Origin of the sequence: Clostridium sp. (assembly GCF_036643715.1) — a bacterium.
Classification (GTDB): Bacteria; Bacillota; Clostridia; order Clostridiales; family Clostridiaceae; genus Clostridium.
The window spans coordinates 1-20,198 of the sequence record NZ_JAVXRL010000004.1 but is presented as its reverse complement, the minus strand read 5'-3'; the positions used below and the strand labels follow the sequence as shown (position 1 = coordinate 20,198).

Here is a 20,198-nt window from a genome sequence, read left to right as displayed (position 1 = left end):
ATACAGGCTTTTTAATTGGTTTATTTAATCTTCAGAATCAGTACTGTAGCTTAAGTCAGTTACTGAAATTTCTTTTTTTATTAATTTGTTATTAGTATGTTCTCTAAATAATTTATAAATTACTCCAAATGCTGGAATTCCAATTAATAAACCTAAGAACCCAAGAGTTCCTCCACCTAATAACATTGCAAACATTACCCATATAGCAGATAACCCGATTGAATTTCCAACTACTCTTGGATATATAAAGTTTCCTTCTATTTGTTGAAGTACGATTATAAATATTATAAAAAATAATGCTTTCCATGGATCTATTAAAAGTATTATAAATGCTGAGGGAATAGTTCCAATAAATGCTCCAAATATTGGGATTAAACTTGTTGCACCAACTATGAATCCAATTAATAAAGAATACGGCATATTTAATATCCACATACCAATAAAGCAAAGAGTACCAATTATTACAGCTTCTAAACACTGACCACCGATAAAGCTTGAGAAAGTCTCATTTGATATTCTACCAACCTTTAGGATTTTTTCGCAGTGATCCTTTTTTAAATAAGCAAAAAGGATTTTTTTTGTTTGCAAAATAAGCTTTTCTTTACTTGCAAGCATATAAATTGCAAAAACAATTGCTAAGAAGAAGTTAACTACTCCAGATGTAACACTAATTGTTATACTAAGTATGTGATTGAAAGTAACACCTAAGAACTGTCCTGCAAATCCAAGAATATCTTTCCATGCATTTAAGACATCTTGCCAAATTTTATCAAATCCTTGTATTGAACCTAAATTATCAGATACAAGCTTTTCAAATGCTTCTAAATAATATGGAACGCTATCTACAAGGGTTGTCATACTAGCAACAAGTTGAGGAATTACAAATACAATTAAAGTAGCAAGTAAACCTATAATAAGTACAAAAGTACATATAATCGATAAAGGTCTCCTAAATTTAATTAAATTCGGATATTTACTATTATCCATAAATTTAAAGACAGTATTTTCGAATATTTTCATTGGAATGTTAAAAATAAAGGCAATAGCAATTGCCATAATAAATGGACTTATAATATTAAGAGTCCAACCAAGAATTCCAAATACAGATTTAATATTTAATAAAAGATAAGCTAAAACTATTATATACGTAGATAATAATAAGTAAGTCTTTAGCTTTTTGGTTAAGTCTTTCAAATTAGTAACCCCTTTCAAATGAAATGTATTTATACAACCACATTTTTACAGTTGATTGATATATAAGGATATTATACACGGTAAGATGAAGTATAACAATAATTTAAAAAATATGTTAGTTTCAATGTGAATTCTCTGTGAAATTGATAAAAAATAAACTTCTTAATGATAAAATTATACTAAAGAGGAGTTGTTTAAAGGTGAAGAATGTTTTAGTAGTTGAAGATGATTCAAAAATAAGAGAGCTTATAGTTGAGTTTTTGAAAAGTGAAAACTATAACGTACATAGTGCAAGTGATGGGATTTTAGGATATTCAAAATTTAAAGAAGATAATTATGATTTAATCATATTAGATATTATGATGCCAAAGTTAGATGGATATGGTTTATGCAACTTAATAAGAGAAGAAAGTGATGTGCCGATAATATTTCTAACTGCATTAAATGAAGATGAAGACCAAATAAAAGCATTTGATGCAATGGGAGATGACTTTATAACAAAACCATTTTCTTTTCATGTATTAATAAAGAGGGTAGAAGCCGTCCTTAGAAGAAGTGAAAGAAGTAATAATGACGATATATTAAAATTTGATTGTATCGATTTAAATATAAATACTTATAAATGTTATATAGATGGTGATGAAATAGAATTCACTTTAAAAGAGTTCAATATATTAAAGATGATGATAGAAAATTATCCAACGGTAGTATCGAGGGAGATGTTAATGGATAAAATTTGGGGATATGATTACTATGGTGATATGAGAGTAATTGATGCTCACATTAAGAACATAAGAAAAAAAATACCTAAGGAGTGTATAAATACAGTTAAGGGGGTTGGATATGTACTTAAAAAATAAGTGGAATGATATTGGAGTTAAAAGTAAATTATTTATAATTTCAACGTCGTTAGTACTTATAACATCTATAGCAATATATACCGCATTATTTTTAATAATTCCAAATGTGTATTTAAGTATAAAACAAAATAATATAAAAAATTCAACAGAACAAATTGTTAGTAAGCTTGAAAAAGATACAAATACGGGGTACATAGATGAACTTAATACATTTTCTTATGAAAATGGAAGTATGGTCATAATAACAACAGTATATGGAGATCTTGTATATGTTTCTAATGGATTCATTGGAAAACCGATGATGGATGAATTTAATAGGAAGCCCTTTAAAGAACTCAAAAGAGAAGATGAAGAAATATCTATAAATAAACAGTTTTATTTTAAAGCAATAGGAAAAGAATGTACTATTACTATACATACACCAACTAAAATATTTAATGATGGGAAAAGAATAATGATAAAAATACTCCCAATTATAATATTAATAACAATATGCATAGGAATACTATCAGCTTATATATATTCAGCTGTAATAAGTAAACCCTTACTTAAAATAAATGGTGTAGCAAAGAAAATATCAAAGCTTAATTTTGATGAAAAGCTGAAGTTTTCTGGAGATGACGAAATAGCAGAACTTTCAAGTAGTATTAATTTAATAAGCACAAATCTTCAAGATACTATTGGGAATCTTGAAAATGTAAATAAGAAATTATTAAGTGATATAGAAAAGGAAAAATTACAAGATAAGAGAAGAAGAGATTTTATAAAAGCAATATCACATGAATTAAAGACACCTATAACTGTTATTAATGGTCAACTTGAAGGGATGATTTATAATATAGGCCCATATAAAGATAGGGATAAATATTTAAGAGAAAGTTTAGATAGTGCATTAGAACTTAAGGATTTAGTTTCAGAAATAATAAATCTTGCAAAGTATGAAGAAGAGGTTTCTTTAAGAAAAGAAATATTTAATCTAAATAAATTAATCGAGGAAGTTATATGTTCTCATAAGTTTTTAAGAAATGAGAGAGGATTGAAATTAAAGATAACTGAAGAGGCTGATTTAAATGTATTTGGTGATAAAAATATAATAAAGAAAGTATTATCTAACTTAATAAACAATAGTTTTAAATATGCACTTAAAGATAGTGAAATAAATATAAATGTTAAAAAAAATGGTGCTATACAAATAATTAATAAATGTAATGAAATTTCAGAAGTTGATAAAGCAGATTTATTTAAAGCTTTCCATAGAGTAGAAAAATCAAGAAATAAAGAAACTGGAGGGAATGGTCTAGGACTTTATATAGTAAAAACACTTTTAGATATGCATGAAGATATTGATTACAACATAAGTACAGAACTTGGGTATTTCATATTTAATATTCAATTTAAATTAAAATAATTAATTTCATATAGAATTCATGTTCGCTTCACTTTACTTACAGTTTGTATAGTTATTATATAAACATACCAAAAAGGAAAGAGGGGAAAACATGGATTTTTTATTTAGGGCATATTTAAGTGTAAAGGAGAGAATAGGTAAATCCGCAATTTTATTTTTTGTAATGACAACAATTTGTGTATTCGTACTTTCAGGATTATCAATCCAAAGTGCAACAGAAAAATCTGAAGTATTAGCAAGGCAAAAACTTGGAGCTACAGTAACTCTTTCTCCTAATATGGAGAAGTTAAAAGAGCAAATGAGGTCAGAGGGAGGCGGTAAAGAGGCATTTAAGATGGAGAGGACTCCAATTTCAATTGCGGATGTTAATAAAGTTTTAACGTTAAATCATATTACAGGATATAATATCACATCATCAACAGAAGGTGTTGCAGATGGATTTAACCCTATAACTAGTAGTGAAAGTACAACTAGTCAAAGTAGTAATAATGAATTTGGAATGAAAATGCCATCAGATAGTAATAGAGTCATGGGAAATGTAAGCATTGATGGAGTTTTAAGCTTAGATGGAGTAAGTGCATTTACAAGTGGTGAATCTACTTTAACTTCAGGAACAGGAATTACAAGCGAAGATAAAGATAAAAATGTTGCTGTTATAGAAAAGACTTTAGCAGAACAAAATAGTTTGAAAGTTGGAGATGAAATAAAAGTTAAGTCAACAACAAATACAGATGAAGAAGTTAAACTTAAAGTTATAGGAATATATGAGAGTACTTCAGAAATAAATGAAGGTGCTATGAGAAACGAAGCTATGAATCCATATAATAAGATTTATACTCCATATACTGTAGCTAATACATTAAAAGGATCAGACTATAAAGATAAAGTAGATAGTGCGGTCTTTTACTTAGATGATCCTGTAAATGTAGATACGTTTTTAGAAAACGGTAAAAATTTGGACATTGATTTTGATAAATATAAGCTAGATGCAAATAGTAGAGAGTACGAGCAGATGATTAAACCAATAGAAAATGTAGCTTCATTTGCAAAAACTACTGTTATTATAGTTGGAGTTTGTGGTGCATTAATTCTTGCACTAATAATTATGCTTTCTATAAAAGAGAGAAGAAATGAAATTGGAATATTACTTTCACTAGGAGAAAAGAAATATAAAGTAATATCACAGTTTATAGTTGAAGTATTATTGATTTTAGTTTTAGCACTTGGAACTGCAGCGGTGCTTGGCAATTCAATAAGTAATGTTATGGCAAATAAGTTAATTTCAAAAGAAGTTACAGCTGTAGAAGAAAGTAAAAATAGTGTTAGTGGAGAAATGGGCATGCCTGGTGGAGAAATGGGAATAGGTAGCTTTAGAGGACCAAATAATATAGAATCATCTAAAGTTGAAGTTGTAGATGATTTAAATGTAAGTGTAACAGGAATGGATTACTTAGAAATGAGTGGAATTGCCATATTAATATGTCTTATAGGAATATTACTACCATCAATAAGCATTATGAAATTACAACCAAAAGAAATATTAAGTAGGCATGATTAGGGGTGATTATATGGAAAAAATATTAGAACTTAAAGAAGTTTCATATTGGTACGATAAAGATAAAAAAATAATAGATAATTTAAGCGTTGATTTTGAAAAAGGAAAGTTTTATACAGTTATAGGACCATCAGGAAGTGGTAAAACAACATTTTTATCTTTGATTTCAGGTCTTGATAAAAGAAAAGATGGAGAAATATTATATTGTGGAAAAAGTATAGATGAAATAGGATTAACAAACTTTAGAAATAAATGTGTATCAATAATATTCCAAGGGTATAATTTATTAACTTATATGACAGCACTGCAAAATGTTATTTCAGCTATTTCAATAAAAGGATTGAAAGTTAAAAATGAAAAAGAAAGAGCATTAGAAATGTTAAAAAAAGTTGGTTTTTCAGATGAGCAGTGTAATCAAAAGGTACTAACACTAAGTGGTGGGCAGCAACAAAGAGTAGCCATTGCAAGAGCGTTAGTATCAGAAACAGAAATTATAATAGCCGATGAACCAACTGGTAATTTAGATGAGAAAACATCAGAGGATATAATTAAGCTTTTTAGAAATATTGTTGAAAAAGAAAACAAATGCTTAATTATGGTTACTCATAATAATGATATAGCCAAAAATTCAGATATAACTTACAGACTCAAAAATAAAGTACTTGTAAAAGAAAAAATGGTAGAATAAATTCTACCATTTTTTCTTGTTTAGTGATTATTTAATTGTACTCTCGTATTGTTCAACCATTCTTTTAACCATTTCTCCACCAACGCTACCGCATTGTTTTGAAGAAAGATCTCCGTTGTAGTCTGAAAATGGAACGCCCATTTCATTAGCTACCTCATTCTTGAATTTTGATAATCCGTTTTTTGCTTCTGGTACTAATTTTTGTGCCATGTTACATTCCTCCTTACGAGATAAATTAATTTGTAAAGTTTGTTTGATTTACTTTACACTCATAGTATGTGCCCTAGGAGGAATCCTAAACTATTATATTTAAGGTAATTATGGAATTTTAAATATCATTAGGATAAATAATCCAATTATCTATTTAAATCATTAAAAGATATAACACCTTTTAATGATCTTGCTTCCTTTATAGCTCTAATAATTGCTTTTTCCATAACGTTAGCAGCTAGCATACCTACAGTAGTTACATCAGCTTCAACTTTGTTTGTTGCCATAGTAAATATCGTGTCTCCGTCAAACATAGTATGAGCAGGTCTCATAGTTCTTCCAAAGCCATTATGAGCCATAGATGCAATTTTTTTAGATTGAGCTTTAGTGAATATACCATTAGTTACAATTAATCCAATTGTAGTATTACCTTTAAATGGTTCCTTTTTATTTTTAATATTATTAATTAAAATAGATTCACTATTTAAAAATGTATTATCTTCTTTGTTTAAAGCACCAGCAATAATTTTTGAATTAGAGGGATCAACAACATCGCCTAAACAGTTAACAGCAACTATAGCACCAACTTGAAGACCATTAACTTCAACAGCATAAGTACCAAGACCACCTTTCATAGAAGTATGAGGTCCTAATATTTTGCCGACAGTTGCGCCATAGCCAGCTCCAATATTTCCATTTATGTCATCTTCGTAGCTTTCACTATTTAAGCAGGCATTATACCCCATTATTTTATTTGGTCTTATTTTATGATCGCCAAAAGTTAAATCAAATAAGACAGCCTGGCATACAATTGGAACTTTACATACTGAAACATCAAAGCCAACATTATGTTCTTCTAAATATTGCATAACTCCAGAAGAGGCATCTAAACCGAAAGCACTTCCACCTGATAGAACAACTGCATGGATTTTCTCTATCATTTCAGATGGATCTAAAAGATCAGTTTCACGAGTTCCAGGTGCGCCACCACGAACATCGACGCCACCTGTTGCACCATCTTTGCATATAATAACAGAACAACCAGTTCCTCCTTCCTCATTTTGTGAATGACCAAGTTTTATATTATCTATATCAGTAAATTTAATTTCTCTCATAATAAGCTCCTTTTTAATATGGTATATTAAAAGCTCCTATAAAATATAGGAGCATAAAATTCATTATCTTTTAATTTTTTTAAGTGTCATAACTACTGGTATTGTAATAACTGCTGATAATAAAGCTTCTGGAATACCATTTGTAATTCCTATAGTAGCAAGAGCAGTTCCAGTTGCTGATGTGGATATACCAATAGCTTTAGAGTATTGTTCTAAGTAAAATACATAAGTAAATCCTAAAACACCTACTGTATTAGTTATTGTTGCAAGAACTGCAGCAACACCAATTGGTATAGATTCCTTTTTAAATTTATTTTTAAGTGCACGATATACATAGTAAGCAACAATGCCCACTAATACTCTTGGAACAATTGCAATTATAGGATTGTAGAAAATAAATGATGTTGGCATTGGAGCTGTAAATGCTTGATACATTGAAAATAGCCCAAAGACCATTCCTACAAGCGCCCCTACAATAGGTCCTTCAATAATAGCACCAATTATTACTGGTATATGCATTATTGTTGCCTTCATAAATGGAAGTGGAATAAATCCAAGTCCTGTAAGACCCATGAATATTGATATACCTGATAGCATACCTACGATTACCATTTTGCGAAGTCCAAGTGTTCTGTGTGATGTACTTCTTTCCATTTTTTAAACCCTCCGTTCTTATTCCCCTTAATAAGGATATAATTCGGCAAAAAACAATTATATAATTTTGTAATTTGCGTTCAGTTTCATTAAGAATACCGACCTATATATTTTACAATGAAGAACTTTAGGTTTCAATAGTTATTGTTAAAAAATTATCGAAGATTTATTTAATAAAATTTACTTTGGCAGAAATAGAGGGCTTGACCAATTAAAGTAAATATATTCTGAAAATTTAAAAAATACAAAAAAAAAGAGCACTTTAAAAGGCTCTTAAATAACATCCTCTTTATTAGGGATTATAAGAATACAAGCTATGTATCCGAAAATGGCAGCACCACAAGATATAAAACCTAATATAACCCAAAGTAATCTTATTAAAGTTACATCAACATTAAAGTATTCTGATAAACCTTGGCAAACACCGCTTATTTTGCCTAGACTAGGAACCTTATATAATTTTTTCATAAATTAACCTCCTATATAAATTTTTTCAATAACATCTAAGTATAGATAGTATATGATAATGATATGTATTAATCAATAAGTTATTATAAATAATACATATCATTTAGAAATATTTAAGATTTAAAATATAAAAATATTGAAATAAATAATAATCTGTTATAGTATAAATATAACAGATTGTTATACATATACTATAACAGGTATGAAAGGAGGAAAATAATGATTTTAAGCATTGATTTTGATTCAGAAGAACCAATTTATAGTCAAATAAGAAACGAGATTGTTAAAGGAATAGCAATTGGGGAGTTAGAAGATGGAGATGACTTACCTTCAGTTAGAAGTTTAGCTGTGAGTATCGGAGTAAATATGCACACTGTAAACAAAAGTTATAATGCATTAAAAGAAGAAGGATTCATACAAATTGATAAGAGGAAGGGAGCCTTTATATCTCTAAACTTAAAAGATACAACTAAAAATTATAAATATAAATTAGAAAGAGAATTTGAAATCAGAGTTGCAGAATGTTATGCAAGAGGAATTAAGAAAGAGGAATTAGTAAACTTAATTGAAAAAGAATATGACAAGTTTAATAAATAGGAGGGGATTATTATGGGCTCAAATGAATTAGCTTTAACTTATGAAATTATTATTGGCACAATGTTTATATTATTTATTGGTATGTCACTTAATATAAATAATTTCAACTATACTGGAATAGTTTATGGTGTTAGAGTACCAAACAAATATAGAAGAGATGAGAAAATAAAATTAATTGATAGAGAGTATAAAAAGAGAGCGGTAATAAGCGTAATTTTACTAACTATTATATTTTCAATTATGATATTTAAAATACCAAAAGCTTGGGTAAGCTTAATTTATATATTTATAATAATATTTTTACAGTTTTACCTATATTCTTTAGCAAATAAAGAAATGAAAAAGGTAAAAGAAGAAATAGGTTGGAAAAAAGAATTCGAAAATAAAGTTTATATAGAAATAAAAAGTTCTAAAAAAAATATTGATGATAACAATAATTATGATATAAGAAAAAGATGGTTTATAGCATCATTTGCAATTGCAATAATTACATTAGTGCTTACTATAGTTAAATATAGCAGTCTACCAGATCTTGTGCCAATACATTTTGGATTTAATGGAGAACCAGACGGATTTGCTGATTTAAAGACTACTTTAGGAAAAATAGAATTATTTATGATTCCAATTATGAGTATAATATTAGTTTTTATTATGTATTTCTGTACAGCGCTAGATTATAAAAAAAGAAAAAGCGCTAGATTAAATGGTGGAACTTATTATCAAATACAAGAAAAGAAAGAGATAAGTGGGAAAGCATTAAATAGTATGATGGGTGGTACAGCTTTTTCATTATCAATAATAATGTTATGGGTAGTTCTATTAACTTTAGGAATTGTTAAACCTAATAAAACTAGTTTTGATATTACTATGGTATTAACATTTGGAATGGTAATATATGTTACAATATATACAATATATTTAATGAGCAAAAATAAAGATGTTTATAAGAAGTATGATAGCGATTCAAAAGAATATTATACTGATGATGATGATAAGTTTAAATGGGGAGTATTCTATTACAATAAAAAAGATCCAGCATTACTAATTGAGAGAAGAATGGGAATGGGATTTGACTTCAATTATGGAAATGAAAAGGCAATAGTAATAACAATTATATTAGGATTTTTTATAATAAGTTCAGTAGTAATGACATTTGTAATGAATGTATAGATATTTAAAGAACTAACTTATTATTAATTTGGAGGGATTTATGGCAAAAAGAGAGTTCATTATAAAAGAATATCCAGAAAAGTCATGGAGTATTTCAAGAATTAAGACAATAAAATCTTGCTTGCGAGAATATTACTATACTTATTATGGCTCCCATAGAGGCTGGGAATATGAAGCTTCAAATGAGCAGAAATATGCATGGAGACTTAAAAAATTAACTAATATATGGTTAGTGTTTGGAGATATACTTCATAAAGCAATTAAGAATATTATTGATTTCAAGAAGAATAATATAGATAAAGAAATTGATGTTGATGCACTTAAAGATTTTGTAAGAACAAATTTAAATGTTGTCGTTAAACAAAGTAGTAGGAAGGACAGTATAGTTAAATGGGATAATTATCCTAAAGGCCAAATGCTTTTAGAATACTATTATGATGGAAAGTTAGAAAGAGATGATATTTTAGAAATAAAAGAAAGAATTGAACAGTGCGTTGAAAATTTCTTTGAAAGTAAAACTTTCTTTGATTTAAATAGAGGAGAATATTTAGATATATTAGAAGTTGATGAAGGAGATTTTGATTATTTTTTAATTGAAGGTGTTAAAGTATTTTCACTTATAGATTTATTATATTTAGATAAAGAAGGGAACGTTATAATAGTAGATTGGAAGACTGGTAAGCCGAATGAAGAAGATAGAGAACAGCTTCTAGTTTATTTAATATATGTAATGGAAAAATATAAAGTCCCTGTTACTAAAATAAAAGGCAGAGTTGAATATTTACTTACAGGAGAATCTTCTGAATATGAATTTACAGATGAAGATATAATAAATATCAAAAATAGAATATCGTTAGAGATAAACGTAATAAATGCTTTATTAAAAGATGAAGAGCTTAATATTCCAAAAGAGAAGGATACATTTATTATGTGTGAAGAAGATTATAAATGTAATAAGTGTAAATATAAAAGATTATGTAATAAGGAAAGAGTGATAAGTGATGAAGAGGTTAAGTATTAAAAAGCAAACTAACAATAAGTTTCTTAACATGTATGAACTACAACTAGAAAATAAAAAAGGAAATGAGAAAAAATATTTTGTTGCAAGCAGAAGAGATGAAAAAAATTTATCCTGCGTTACAAAAGATCATAGTAGAGCTGATGGAGTTATGATAATTCCAATTACAAAAGAAGATGAAGTTATAGTAATTAAGCAATATAGACCAGCTATTGATGATTATATTTATGAGTTACCAGCAGGAATAATAGATGATGGTGAATCGATGGAAGAAGCAGCAAAAAGAGAATTATATGAAGAAACAGGTCTCAAAGCATCAAGTTATGAAGTTTTCTTAAAACCAAGCTACTCATCAGTTGGAATGACAGATGAAACAACAGCTATTGTCAAGATGGAAGTGTACGGAGAACCTAACACTGATAATGTTGAAGATGATGAGGAAATAGAAGTAATTAAAGTGAAAATAGAAGATGCTAAAGAATTTGTTAAAAATAATAATGTCTCAATAAAGGGTGGAATTATATTAAACTGCATAGGGAATGGAATTTAATGAACAATTATAATTCGAAATGCGTAAAATAAGGTAGTCAATAATGATTACCTTATTTTTTATGTTTATATGGATAAAAATGGTAGATATATTTAGAAATATAGAGCTTTAATAAAATGTAAATGTAATCAATGGATGTTTCTAAAAGAAATACAGTTGTGTTTACAGAAAACACATGATATTATATATAAAATAAGGGGAATTTTTCTAAAATTATGATTTTGGGGTGATTATAATGATTTTTAGAAGTACGAGAGGGGCAGAAGAAGGAATAAGAGCATCGGAAGCAATTATTAAAGGAATTGCAAAAGATGGGGGCTTATTCGTTCCAGATAGCTTTCCAAATATTTATGGTGATTTAATACAAGAGAGGCAAGCAAGTTATGAAGAAATTGCATTTTATATTATAAGAAGATTCTTTACTGATATTGAAGAAGATGATTTGAAAAATGCTATTACAAATGCTTACAAGAAAAAATTTAAAGTTAAAGTAAAAAATGAATTTTTAGAACTATATCATGGACCTACATGTGCATTTAAAGATGCAGCACTTTTATTTCTTCCACAAATAATGAAGGAAGCAAAAAAGGTATGTAAAATTGAAGAGGATATTGTTATACTTACAGCAACATCAGGGGATACGGGGAAGGCAGCTCTTTCAGGATTCAAAGATATTGAAGGATTTAAAGTAGTTGTTTATTATCCAAGGGATGGAGTAAGTGAAATTCAAAAGAGGCAAATGATTACTCAAGAAGGTGAAAATCTTAAAGTAATAGCTATTATAGGCGATTTTGATAATGCACAAAGAGGAGTAAAGGATATATTTAATGATAATGAACTTAAAGAAGAATTAAAAGATAAAGGCTATATTTTATCTTCTGCAAATTCAATAAATATAGGAAGACTTATTCCACAAATAGTTTATTATTTTTATGGATACTTTAATCTTTTAAATAAAAATAAGATTAAAGAAGGTGAAGAAATAAATGTTGCTGTTCCAACTGGAAACTTTGGTAATATACTAGCAGCATATTATGCAAAACAACTGGGGCTACCTATTCATAAATTTATATGTGCATCAAATGAAAATAACGTTCTTACTGATTTCTTTAAGAATGGAATTTATAATAGGGAAAGAGAACTTATTTTAACTGAGTCACCATCAATGGATATACTTGTATCTTCTAATTTAGAGAGATTACTGTATGAAGCTAGTGGAAGAGATTCAAAAGAGATAAATAAGCTTATGAATGAACTTTCAGAATGTGGATCATATAAAATAAATGATGAGATGAAAGACTTTCTAAAAGACTTTTATGGAGATTTTTCAACTAAAGAAGAGGTGTATGAAGGTATAAGGAAGGAATTTTTTAAAAAAAATTACTTAATGGACACTCATACAGCTGTAGCATATGTTGTATATGATAAATATAAGAAAAAAACTATGGATGATAGAAAAGTTTTAATAGCATCAACTGCAAGTCCTTATAAGTTTCCGAGAAGTATATGTAATTCTTTAGGAATTGATGTGGAATTTATGGATGACTTTGAAGTACTTAAAGCTTTATTTCAACAAAGTAGCAGTGCAATACCGAAGTGTTTGTCTAATTTAAAGTTTAAAGAAGTAAGACATAAAGATGAATGTGCTAAAGAACTTATGAAAGATGAACTAATCTCGTATTTAGAAGGTGAGGATTAGTATGATTAAAGTAAGAGTACCAGCTACTTCTGCAAATATGGGGCCTGGTTTTGATTCTTTAGGGATTGCTTTAAACTTATATAATGAGTATTCTTTCAGTGAGATTGAAGAGGGGCTTCAGTTTGAAGGAATAGAAGAAGAATTTTGTAATGAAGAAAATATTATATATACAGCAATGATTAGATGTTTTGAAAAATACAATTATAAAGTAAAAGGATTGAAAATCTCAATTATTAAACAACATATACCGATTTCAAGGGGGCTTGGAAGTAGTTCTAGCTGCATAGTTGCAGGATTAATTGGAGCAAATGGTATAATGGGAAATAAATTATCAGAAAATGAACTTTTAAATCTTGCAGTTGAAATTGAGGGACATCCAGATAATGTTGCACCAGCACTTCTTGGGGGAGTTGTAATTGCAATAAAGGAAGATGGAAAAACAATTTATGATACAGTGAAAGTAGCTAGTGATTTAAAATTTGTTGCAATAGTACCAGATTTTAAGTTATCAACTGAAAAAGCAAGAAGTGTTCTAAAGAAAAATATAAGCATGGAAGATGTGGTTTTTAATATTGGTAGGGTAGCCTTATTAGTAACAGCACTTACAAATGGAAGCGATCATATACTTAAATATGCTTGTACTGATAGGGTTCATGAAATTTATAGGGGAAGTTTAATAAAAAAGTTTGATATTATTAAGAAAGAAGCATATAATAATGGGGCATTAGCATCTTTCTTAAGCGGTGCGGGGCCAACTATAATGGCAATAGTTTTAAAAGGTAGCGACTTTAGCAATAAGATAAAAGAAGTATTAAAAAGAGAAGGACTTAACTTTGAAGTTTTAGAACTGTCTAAAGATAACAAGGGGGCAATTGTTATAGAAGGTGGTAACGAATGAAAGGTAATTATTTAGTTGTTGATAAAAAGGTTTTACCAGATGTATACGAAAAGGTATTAGAAGTAAAGAAGTTACTTAAAGAAGGTAAAATAAAAGAAATTACAGAAGCAACCAAAATGATCGGAATAAGCAGAAGTGTTTATTACAAGTATAAAGATCATGTTTTTGAATTTGTTGAAAGTATACAAGGAAGAAAGATGACTTTCAGTATGATAATACAGCACAAAAAAGGTGTTTTATCAGATATATTAAATCATATATCTGATAAAGGTGGAAACATACTAACAATTGACCAGGGTATTCCAATAGGAGGATCTGCTAATCTAAGTATAACTATAGACATGTCACATTTAGAGTGTGATATATCTGTATTTTTAGATAGTTTATCATCTATGAATCATGTTGAAAAAGTTGATTTTGTAGCTATGGAATAAATAGATACATTTAAAAAGAGCAACTTATAAATCTTAATGGTTTATAAGTTGCTCTTTTAATATTGATCTACTTTTAAACCTTTAAGTTACAAGAAGTAGATGGTATAATATAACATATTATATGTGGATTGGGAGGGGTATTATGAATTATATAAATACTAAAATTGATGGGTTTAAGCTTAGAAAAACTGCAAGGGAGGATGCTTCTTTAATATTAGGACTTATTAAGGAGATTGCAGTTTATGAAAATATGTTAGATGAAGTAGTTGCAACTGAAGATAGCATAATAGAATCTATTTTCGAAAAAAGAGAAGCTGAGGTTATGATTGCTGAAGTTGATGGCAAGGAAGCAGGTTATGTACTATATTTCTTTAATTATTCAACTTTTATAGGTAAAGCAGGTTTTTATCTGGAAGATATATATATAAAACCAGAATATAGAGGGCGTGGAATTGGGAAAGAGATATTTAGAGTTATTGCAAACATTGCATATGAAGCAAAATGTGAGAGAATGGAGTGGAGTTGCTTAAATTGGAATACTCCATCTATAGAATTCTATAAGAGCATGGGAGCTGTTCCTATGAGTGAATGGACAGTATATAGACTAGCTGGTGATAAAATAAGAGAGTTAGCTTTAAAAGAGTAGAATGTTTAATAAATTATAGAATGTGGGGAACTATGGTATGAGTAAGTATTATAATTTAGTAAGAGAAGAAATGCTAAAATTAATTAATAAACATTGTAAAGATGGGGCTCATGATATATATCATTTAGATAGAGTATATAAAATGGCTTTATATATAAATAAAAAAGAAAATTTAAATGGTGATGAGGATATAATATGTTTAGCAAGCTATATGCATGATATTCATAGACTTAAAGTTGATTGTAATGAGGAACTTAGACATTCTCATGAAATGGGTATAGTATTTTATGAACTTTGTATAAGACTTAATTTGCATAAGGATATTATAAAGAAAGTAAAATTATGTATTGAATGCACAGATAAACATTCTTTCTCTGAAGGAGAGGATTATAATATTAATATCCCGATTGAGGCTATAGCTTTAAAGGATTCAGATAATTTAGACTCTATTGGAGCTATAGGAATTGCAAGAGCATTTATGTTTGGTCAATATATAAATGAGGATATGTATAATGATAGGATTAAATTAGATGATAATGGGTATAATTTAATTAAAAAGAGTGAGTCTATAATACATCATTTTTATGAAAAATTACTTAAGTTAGAAAGTGATATGATTACAAATAGCGGAAAAGTAATAGCCAAAGAAAGAACAGATTATATGGAAAATTATTTAAATAAATTTTTTGAGGAGTTTCATTTAAGTTAAATTGTAATAAAGTTTTAACAAATGTTTAAAAATATGAAAACAATTTATATATAACTTTAGTGTAAAATAGACAAAAGACTATATTTTTGAAGGTGAATGAATTATATGAAGAAGATAATAATAGGGATAATAATTGCAGTAGTTGTTGTAACAGGTTTAGTTGCAGTTACAGAAAGTCAAACTAAAAAGGTTGAAAGCTTTAAACAATATTTATTAAGTAAGGAAGGCGAATTTTCACAATACATAATTGGTAGTGATGATAAAGAATACGCAAGCTTAATAAAGCAAAGCAAGCAAGCTATAGAATACAGAAATGTAAAGGCGATGCCAGAAATTGAAAGTAAAATGAATGCGTTAGTTGCAAAGGCAGAAAAAGAAGATGAAGCAAAGCTTACAAAGCAATTAGATGATATAAAGAGTATCAATTTAAAAAGAATTGATGAGGCAAAGAGAAAAGAAATTGAAAGTAAAATAAAAGAGTCAGAGGAACTTATTAAAAACAAGCAATATAGAGATGCAAGTAAAATAATTACACCACTTGCTAAAGAAATATACACTTATATAAGTTCAAATTAATAAGAATTATGAGGACTAAACTTTAAAAATAATTAAAGTTTAGTCTTTTTTATTTTATATTTGTATACATATTAGATTTATAGAAAGTGATATAATATAAGTATAATAAAAGTAAAAAAACAAGAGAAGGTGAGGGAAGTATAATGACTGAAAATATAGCAAAACCATGGAGTGGTGTAAAAGAGTTTAAGATAGAAAAAATAGTTTCAGAAAATCCAGAAGTAAAATCATTTTATTTGGTACCATGTGACGGAAGCAAGGTTATCGCACATAAGGCAGGACAATTTTTGCCTATAAGAATTAATAGTGATGATAAAGAGTATGATGGTCTTATTAGAACTTATAGCTTATCTTTAAAACCAAATAATGATTATTATAGATTAAGTATAAAGAGAATTGAAGGTGGAAAAGTAAGCTCATATATGCATGATAAAGCTAAAGTGGGAGATACAATAGGTGTTAGAATGCCTTTTGGTAATTTTGTATTAAAGGATAAGCCAAAAGAAGTACCTTTAGTTTTATTAAGTGGAGGAATTGGCATAACTCCAGTTTTATCTATGTTACATGAAGCTGTAGGAAAAAGAAATAAAATATACTTTGTAGAATGTAATCAAAACTCAAGATTACAAGCATTATCAGGTGAAATTGAAGAATATGCTAAAAAGGGGTTAGTTACTCATAAAGTATTTTTTGATAGCCCATTAGAAAGTGATGTAATTGGTAAAGATTACGATGTAAAAGGATATATTTCAGAAGAGTGGATTAAAGATAATTTACCATTAAACGGGGAGTTCTACTTCTGTGGACCTCCAATATTCATGAAGTTATTAAACAAATATCTTAAAGACCTTGGAGTTCCAAAAGAAAACAGAAACTATGAATTCTTTGGAAAGCCACAAGATATAGAGTTATAAAATTAATAGTATTAAAAGCACTAGAAAGAATAAACTTTCTAGTGCTTTTTTATTTTTAAAATTGTAAAAGTAAAAAAGTGTATGTATAATTAATACTAATAAGTAAATTAATGTAATAAGATAAATTATATATATTAGGAGGGGTTTAAATGGAAAATATTAAAGAATCTACAGTTACAAAAAACATTGTATTTACAGCAATGTTTATAGGAATTGGAATTGCACTACCATCTATATTTCACACTGCAAATATGGCTGGAAATATGTTTTTACCTATGCATATACCAGTTTTAATATGCGCGATAGTATGTGGTTATAAATATGGAATGATTTGTGGTTTTATAGTGCCGATAGTATCTTCAGTATTAACTGGAATGCCACCACTAATTCCAGTTGGAATTATTATGAGCTTAGAGCTTGCATGCTATGGGGGAGTGCTTGGATTTTTACTTAAAAAATATAATATAATTACTTCACTTATAATAACCTTATTAGCTGGAAGAATAGTTGCTCTTATTGGAAATATAATATTTTTTGGACTCTTTAAAAATACATTTGTATTTTCATCTTTTATTATAGGCGCGTTTGTTACATCTATTCCTGGAATTATTATTCAAATAGTATTAATACCATTAATTTATAAAAGTTTAAAAAAGAGGGGATTTGTAAATGCATAGAGTTAAGAAATTTTTTGATGAAATGGCAGATACGTGGGATGAAAGAAGTAGCACTGAACGTATAGAAGAAATACTTGAAGTTATAAACGTAAAGGAAGACAGTAGAATATTAGATGTCTGTTGTGGTACAGGCATATTAGAAAGCTATTTATTAAAATATAATCCAAAATATATTTTAGGTGTTGATATATCTTCTAAAATGATAGAAATAGCAAAGGAAAAATTTGATAAAGAGAATATAGAATATTTATGTGAGGACATATATGAAATAAATAGTGGAGAGTTTGAGTTAATAATAATATTTAATGCGTTTCCACACCTAGTTTACCAAAGAAAAATACTTAAAAATTTAAGTGGTCTATTAGCTAATAATGGGCGATTAGTTATATGTCATAATTTTAGCAGGGAAAAAATAAATAATATCCATAGTAAAAATAGTGAGGCGAAAAGAATATCTATAGACTTAATTAAAGGAGAAGAAGTTGCGTATATAACAAAAGATTATTTAGATAAAGAGCTTATTATAGATAATTCTAACATGTATGTTGTAGTGCTTAAAAATAAAAAAGATTGACATACATAAATTGGTAATTTATTATTATATTAATGATTTAGCGATTTAGCGTAATAAAGTAATGGTTAGGGGCGAATGTATGATAAGTAAAAATGTAATTCCAGAAGGGACTAGAGATCTAGTATTTAATGAATGCAGGAGAAAGAAAAGTATAATAAGTAGCTTAGAGAATACATTTGATAAATGGGGTTATGATGAAGTAATTACTCCAACGATAGAGTATTATAGTACTTTCTTTAGGGGGAAAGAAGGTATTAATGAAGAAGAGGTTTATAAATTTTTTGATGGTAATGGCAGAATACTTTCACTAAGACCTGATATGACAGTGCCAATTTGTAGAGTTATAAGTACAAAGATGAAAGAAGTGGAGCCACCTATTAGACTTAGATATACATCAAATGTTTTTAGGGTAAATAGAACATTTGGTGGTAAGAAAAATGAATATGTTGACTGTGGAGTTGAACTTGTTGGAGCTAAGGAATTAGAAGGAGATATTGAAATATTAACTGCAGCACTTCAAGCATTTGAAAATTTAAATATAAAAGATTTTAAAATTGAAATAGGTAATATTAAGTTTTTCAATTCATTATTTGAGCAAACAAAAATAGATGAAAGTGAAAGAGAAAAGTTAGCAGTTCTAATTGAAGGTAAAAGTTTAATTGAATTAGAGGATTTTTTAAATGGATTAAATATACAAGAAAGTAGTAAAAATTTTTTAAAAAAATTACCGTGGCTTTTTGGAGATGAAACAATATTAGATAAAGAAATTGAAATGACAACTGACAATAGGATAAAGGATACTCTTTTATATTTAAAAAGAATAAATGAAATTTTAAATAAATTAGGCTATGAAAATAATATAACTTTTGATTTGGGTATGGTTCCAGGGGTTAATTATTACACAGGAATAATATTTAAAGGATATGTAAATGGTGCAAGGGCTGCTGTTTTAAGTGGGGGACGGTATGATAATTTAATAAAATCCTTTGGTCGGGATTTGCCGGCAGTTGGATTTTCAATTAATGTTGATTTAATTTGGGAAAAGGAATGTTTAAATGAAGATGCAAAAATACAAGAATGTACTATTTATTATGGAAAAAATAATTTAGTACAAGCAATTAGTGAGAGTAACAAATTAAGGAGTTCTGGAAGTAGAGTTAAAATATTTTTAAAAGAAAATGATGATGATTTTTTTTATGTATATAGTGGGGGTGACTTAGAATGAGCATAAGTATTGCATTAACTAAGGGGCGTCTTGAGAACGATACTGTAAAGATTTTAGAGAAAGTTGGATACGGCATAGATGAACTTAAAAATAAAGGAAGAAAGCTTGTTTTTAATGACACAAAAGAAGATGTAAAATATTTTTTAGTTAAAGCTAAAGATTCCATAACTTACGTAGAACATGGTGTCGCTGACATTGGAGTAGTTGGTAAGGATACGCTTCTTGAAAGTGAAAAAGACTATTTTGAGGTTTTAGATTTAAAACTTGGTGTGTGTAAATTTATAGTTGCAGCACTTCCAAATGCAAAACTATACGAAAAGATTGGTCATATAAAAATAGGAACAAAGTATCCAAAGGTA

The 20,198-nt window shown here is 28.1% G+C and carries 24 protein-coding genes; 19 read left to right on the top strand and 5 right to left on the bottom strand.

Annotated features, from left to right (window positions below; translation table 11 throughout):
• Positions 1-24: 24 nt before the first annotated feature.
• Positions 25-1,194 (bottom strand): AI-2E family transporter, encoded by a 1,170-nt coding sequence (locus RSF37_RS02295; RefSeq protein ID WP_332562765.1) that lies wholly within the window; start codon positions 1,192-1,194, stop codon positions 25-27.
• A 200-nt stretch (positions 1,195-1,394) separates the two neighbouring features.
• On the opposite strand from RSF37_RS02295, the gene RSF37_RS02290 reads away from it, so the two are divergent.
• The 4 genes from RSF37_RS02290 to RSF37_RS02275 all read left to right on the top strand — a co-directional run bounded on the left by RSF37_RS02290 (position 1,395) and on the right by RSF37_RS02275 (position 5,705).
• Complete coding sequence (locus RSF37_RS02290) at positions 1,395-2,054, top strand: response regulator transcription factor (protein ID WP_332562764.1); 660 nt, start codon at positions 1,395-1,397, stop codon at positions 2,052-2,054.
• Entirely contained in the window at positions 2,038-3,462 is a 1,425-nt protein-coding gene (locus RSF37_RS02285; protein WP_332562763.1) for a HAMP domain-containing sensor histidine kinase, read from the top strand. The genes RSF37_RS02290 and RSF37_RS02285 overlap by 17 nt, the downstream gene beginning before the upstream one ends.
• Before the next feature lie 91 nt (positions 3,463-3,553).
• Positions 3,554-5,020, top strand: a complete 1,467-nt coding sequence (locus tag RSF37_RS02280) for an ABC transporter permease (RefSeq protein WP_332562762.1) — start codon at positions 3,554-3,556, stop codon at positions 5,018-5,020.
• A 10-nt stretch (positions 5,021-5,030) separates the two neighbouring features.
• A complete protein-coding gene (locus tag RSF37_RS02275; protein WP_332562761.1) occupies positions 5,031-5,705 on the top strand; it encodes an ABC transporter ATP-binding protein in 675 nt (224 codons plus the stop codon).
• A 27-nt stretch (positions 5,706-5,732) separates the two neighbouring features.
• On the opposite strand, the gene RSF37_RS02270 is transcribed toward RSF37_RS02275, so the two are convergent.
• The 4 genes from RSF37_RS02270 to RSF37_RS02255 form a co-directional block, all read right to left on the bottom strand.
• Entirely contained in the window at positions 5,733-5,915 is a 183-nt protein-coding gene (locus RSF37_RS02270; RefSeq protein ID WP_332562760.1) for an alpha/beta-type small acid-soluble spore protein, read from the bottom strand.
• Between the two features lie 146 nt (positions 5,916-6,061).
• On the bottom strand, positions 6,062-7,030 hold the full coding sequence (locus tag RSF37_RS02265) for a P1 family peptidase (RefSeq protein WP_332562759.1): 969 nt from the start codon (positions 7,028-7,030) through the stop codon (positions 6,062-6,064).
• Positions 7,031-7,093: 63 nt separating this feature from the next.
• On the bottom strand, positions 7,094-7,684 hold the full coding sequence (locus tag RSF37_RS02260) for an ECF transporter S component (RefSeq protein ID WP_332562758.1): 591 nt from the start codon (positions 7,682-7,684) through the stop codon (positions 7,094-7,096).
• A gap of 273 nt (positions 7,685-7,957) precedes the next feature.
• A complete protein-coding gene (locus RSF37_RS02255; protein ID WP_332562757.1) occupies positions 7,958-8,152 on the bottom strand; it encodes a PspC domain-containing protein in 195 nt (64 codons plus the stop codon).
• Between the two features lie 219 nt (positions 8,153-8,371).
• Between RSF37_RS02255 and RSF37_RS02250 the strand changes: the two genes are divergently transcribed.
• The 15 genes from RSF37_RS02250 to hisG all read left to right on the top strand — a co-directional run.
• Positions 8,372-8,749, top strand: a complete 378-nt coding sequence (locus RSF37_RS02250) for a GntR family transcriptional regulator (RefSeq protein WP_332562756.1) — start codon at positions 8,372-8,374, stop codon at positions 8,747-8,749.
• Between the two features lie 12 nt (positions 8,750-8,761).
• Positions 8,762-9,919, top strand: coding sequence for a DUF1648 domain-containing protein (locus tag RSF37_RS02245; protein ID WP_332562755.1), 1,158 nt, complete (start codon positions 8,762-8,764; stop codon positions 9,917-9,919).
• A gap of 40 nt (positions 9,920-9,959) precedes the next feature.
• The gene (locus tag RSF37_RS02240) at positions 9,960-10,940 is read left to right on the top strand and encodes a PD-(D/E)XK nuclease family protein (protein ID WP_332562754.1); all 981 of its coding nucleotides are present in this window, start codon (positions 9,960-9,962) and stop codon (positions 10,938-10,940) included.
• On the top strand, positions 10,921-11,487 hold the full coding sequence (locus RSF37_RS02235; RefSeq protein ID WP_332562753.1) for an NUDIX hydrolase: 567 nt from the start codon (positions 10,921-10,923) through the stop codon (positions 11,485-11,487). Before RSF37_RS02240 ends, RSF37_RS02235 begins: the two co-directional genes overlap by 20 nt.
• Positions 11,488-11,722: 235 nt before the next feature.
• Entirely contained in the window at positions 11,723-13,186 is a 1,464-nt protein-coding gene (gene thrC / locus RSF37_RS02230; protein ID WP_332562752.1) for a threonine synthase, read from the top strand.
• Position 13,187: 1 nt separating this feature from the next.
• Positions 13,188-14,084 carry a homoserine kinase gene (gene thrB / locus RSF37_RS02225; RefSeq protein ID WP_332562751.1) on the top strand — a complete coding sequence of 299 codons (897 nt, stop codon included), beginning with the start codon at positions 13,188-13,190 and terminating at the stop codon, positions 14,082-14,084.
• On the top strand, positions 14,081-14,518 hold the full coding sequence (locus tag RSF37_RS02220; protein ID WP_332562750.1) for an ACT domain-containing protein: 438 nt from the start codon (positions 14,081-14,083) through the stop codon (positions 14,516-14,518). The genes thrB and RSF37_RS02220 overlap by 4 nt, the downstream gene beginning before the upstream one ends.
• Positions 14,519-14,660: 142 nt before the next feature.
• Positions 14,661-15,164, top strand: coding sequence for a GNAT family N-acetyltransferase (locus RSF37_RS02215; protein ID WP_332562749.1), 504 nt, complete (start codon positions 14,661-14,663; stop codon positions 15,162-15,164).
• Positions 15,165-15,201: 37 nt separating this feature from the next.
• The gene (locus RSF37_RS02210) at positions 15,202-15,873 is read left to right on the top strand and encodes an HD domain-containing protein (protein WP_332562748.1); all 672 of its coding nucleotides are present in this window, start codon (positions 15,202-15,204) and stop codon (positions 15,871-15,873) included.
• A 105-nt stretch (positions 15,874-15,978) separates the two neighbouring features.
• Entirely contained in the window at positions 15,979-16,449 is a 471-nt protein-coding gene (locus RSF37_RS02205; RefSeq protein WP_332562747.1) for a hypothetical protein, read from the top strand.
• A gap of 143 nt (positions 16,450-16,592) precedes the next feature.
• Positions 16,593-17,363, top strand: coding sequence for an FAD-binding oxidoreductase (locus RSF37_RS02200; protein WP_332562746.1), 771 nt, complete (start codon positions 16,593-16,595; stop codon positions 17,361-17,363).
• Between the two features lie 149 nt (positions 17,364-17,512).
• Positions 17,513-18,040 (top strand): ECF transporter S component, encoded by a 528-nt coding sequence (locus RSF37_RS02195; RefSeq protein WP_332562745.1) that lies wholly within the window; start codon positions 17,513-17,515, stop codon positions 18,038-18,040.
• Positions 18,033-18,614: a class I SAM-dependent methyltransferase gene (locus RSF37_RS02190; RefSeq protein ID WP_332562744.1), complete on the top strand. Its 582-nt coding sequence runs from the start codon at positions 18,033-18,035 to the stop codon at positions 18,612-18,614. The genes RSF37_RS02195 and RSF37_RS02190 overlap by 8 nt, the downstream gene beginning before the upstream one ends.
• Before the next feature lie 79 nt (positions 18,615-18,693).
• Positions 18,694-19,839 (top strand): ATP phosphoribosyltransferase regulatory subunit, encoded by a 1,146-nt coding sequence (gene hisZ / locus RSF37_RS02185; RefSeq protein WP_332562743.1) that lies wholly within the window; start codon positions 18,694-18,696, stop codon positions 19,837-19,839.
• Positions 19,836-20,198 (top strand): ATP phosphoribosyltransferase (gene hisG / locus RSF37_RS02180; protein WP_332562742.1); only part of this gene is annotated, 363 nt, incomplete at its 3' end. The genes hisZ and hisG, both read left to right, overlap by 4 nt.

Coding starts and splice junctions, on each gene's coding strand:
- RSF37_RS02255 (WP_332562757.1), bottom strand. CDS start 8,152: ATGAAAAAATTATATAAGGTTCCTAGTCTAGGCAAAATAAGCGGTGTT.
- RSF37_RS02265 (WP_332562759.1), bottom strand. CDS start 7,030: ATGAGAGAAATTAAATTTACTGATATAGATAATATAAAACTTGGTCAT.
- RSF37_RS02210 (WP_332562748.1), top strand. CDS start 15,202: ATGAGTAAGTATTATAATTTAGTAAGAGAAGAAATGCTAAAATTAATT.
- RSF37_RS02220 (WP_332562750.1), top strand. CDS start 14,081: ATGAAAGGTAATTATTTAGTTGTTGATAAAAAGGTTTTACCAGATGTA.
- RSF37_RS02275 (WP_332562761.1), top strand. CDS start 5,031: ATGGAAAAAATATTAGAACTTAAAGAAGTTTCATATTGGTACGATAAA.
- RSF37_RS02235 (WP_332562753.1), top strand. CDS start 10,921: ATGAAGAGGTTAAGTATTAAAAAGCAAACTAACAATAAGTTTCTTAAC.
- RSF37_RS02260 (WP_332562758.1), bottom strand. CDS start 7,684: ATGGAAAGAAGTACATCACACAGAACACTTGGACTTCGCAAAATGGTA.
- hisZ (WP_332562743.1), top strand. CDS start 18,694: ATGATAAGTAAAAATGTAATTCCAGAAGGGACTAGAGATCTAGTATTT.
- RSF37_RS02190 (WP_332562744.1), top strand. CDS start 18,033: ATGCATAGAGTTAAGAAATTTTTTGATGAAATGGCAGATACGTGGGAT.
- thrC (WP_332562752.1), top strand. CDS start 11,723: ATGATTTTTAGAAGTACGAGAGGGGCAGAAGAAGGAATAAGAGCATCG.
- RSF37_RS02240 (WP_332562754.1), top strand. CDS start 9,960: ATGGCAAAAAGAGAGTTCATTATAAAAGAATATCCAGAAAAGTCATGG.
- RSF37_RS02285 (WP_332562763.1), top strand. CDS start 2,038: ATGTACTTAAAAAATAAGTGGAATGATATTGGAGTTAAAAGTAAATTA.
- RSF37_RS02205 (WP_332562747.1), top strand. CDS start 15,979: ATGAAGAAGATAATAATAGGGATAATAATTGCAGTAGTTGTTGTAACA.
- thrB (WP_332562751.1), top strand. CDS start 13,188: ATGATTAAAGTAAGAGTACCAGCTACTTCTGCAAATATGGGGCCTGGT.
- RSF37_RS02280 (WP_332562762.1), top strand. CDS start 3,554: ATGGATTTTTTATTTAGGGCATATTTAAGTGTAAAGGAGAGAATAGGT.
- RSF37_RS02200 (WP_332562746.1), top strand. CDS start 16,593: ATGACTGAAAATATAGCAAAACCATGGAGTGGTGTAAAAGAGTTTAAG.
- RSF37_RS02245 (WP_332562755.1), top strand. CDS start 8,762: ATGGGCTCAAATGAATTAGCTTTAACTTATGAAATTATTATTGGCACA.
- RSF37_RS02195 (WP_332562745.1), top strand. CDS start 17,513: ATGGAAAATATTAAAGAATCTACAGTTACAAAAAACATTGTATTTACA.
- RSF37_RS02250 (WP_332562756.1), top strand. CDS start 8,372: ATGATTTTAAGCATTGATTTTGATTCAGAAGAACCAATTTATAGTCAA.
- RSF37_RS02270 (WP_332562760.1), bottom strand. CDS start 5,915: ATGGCACAAAAATTAGTACCAGAAGCAAAAAACGGATTATCAAAATTC.
- RSF37_RS02215 (WP_332562749.1), top strand. CDS start 14,661: ATGAATTATATAAATACTAAAATTGATGGGTTTAAGCTTAGAAAAACT.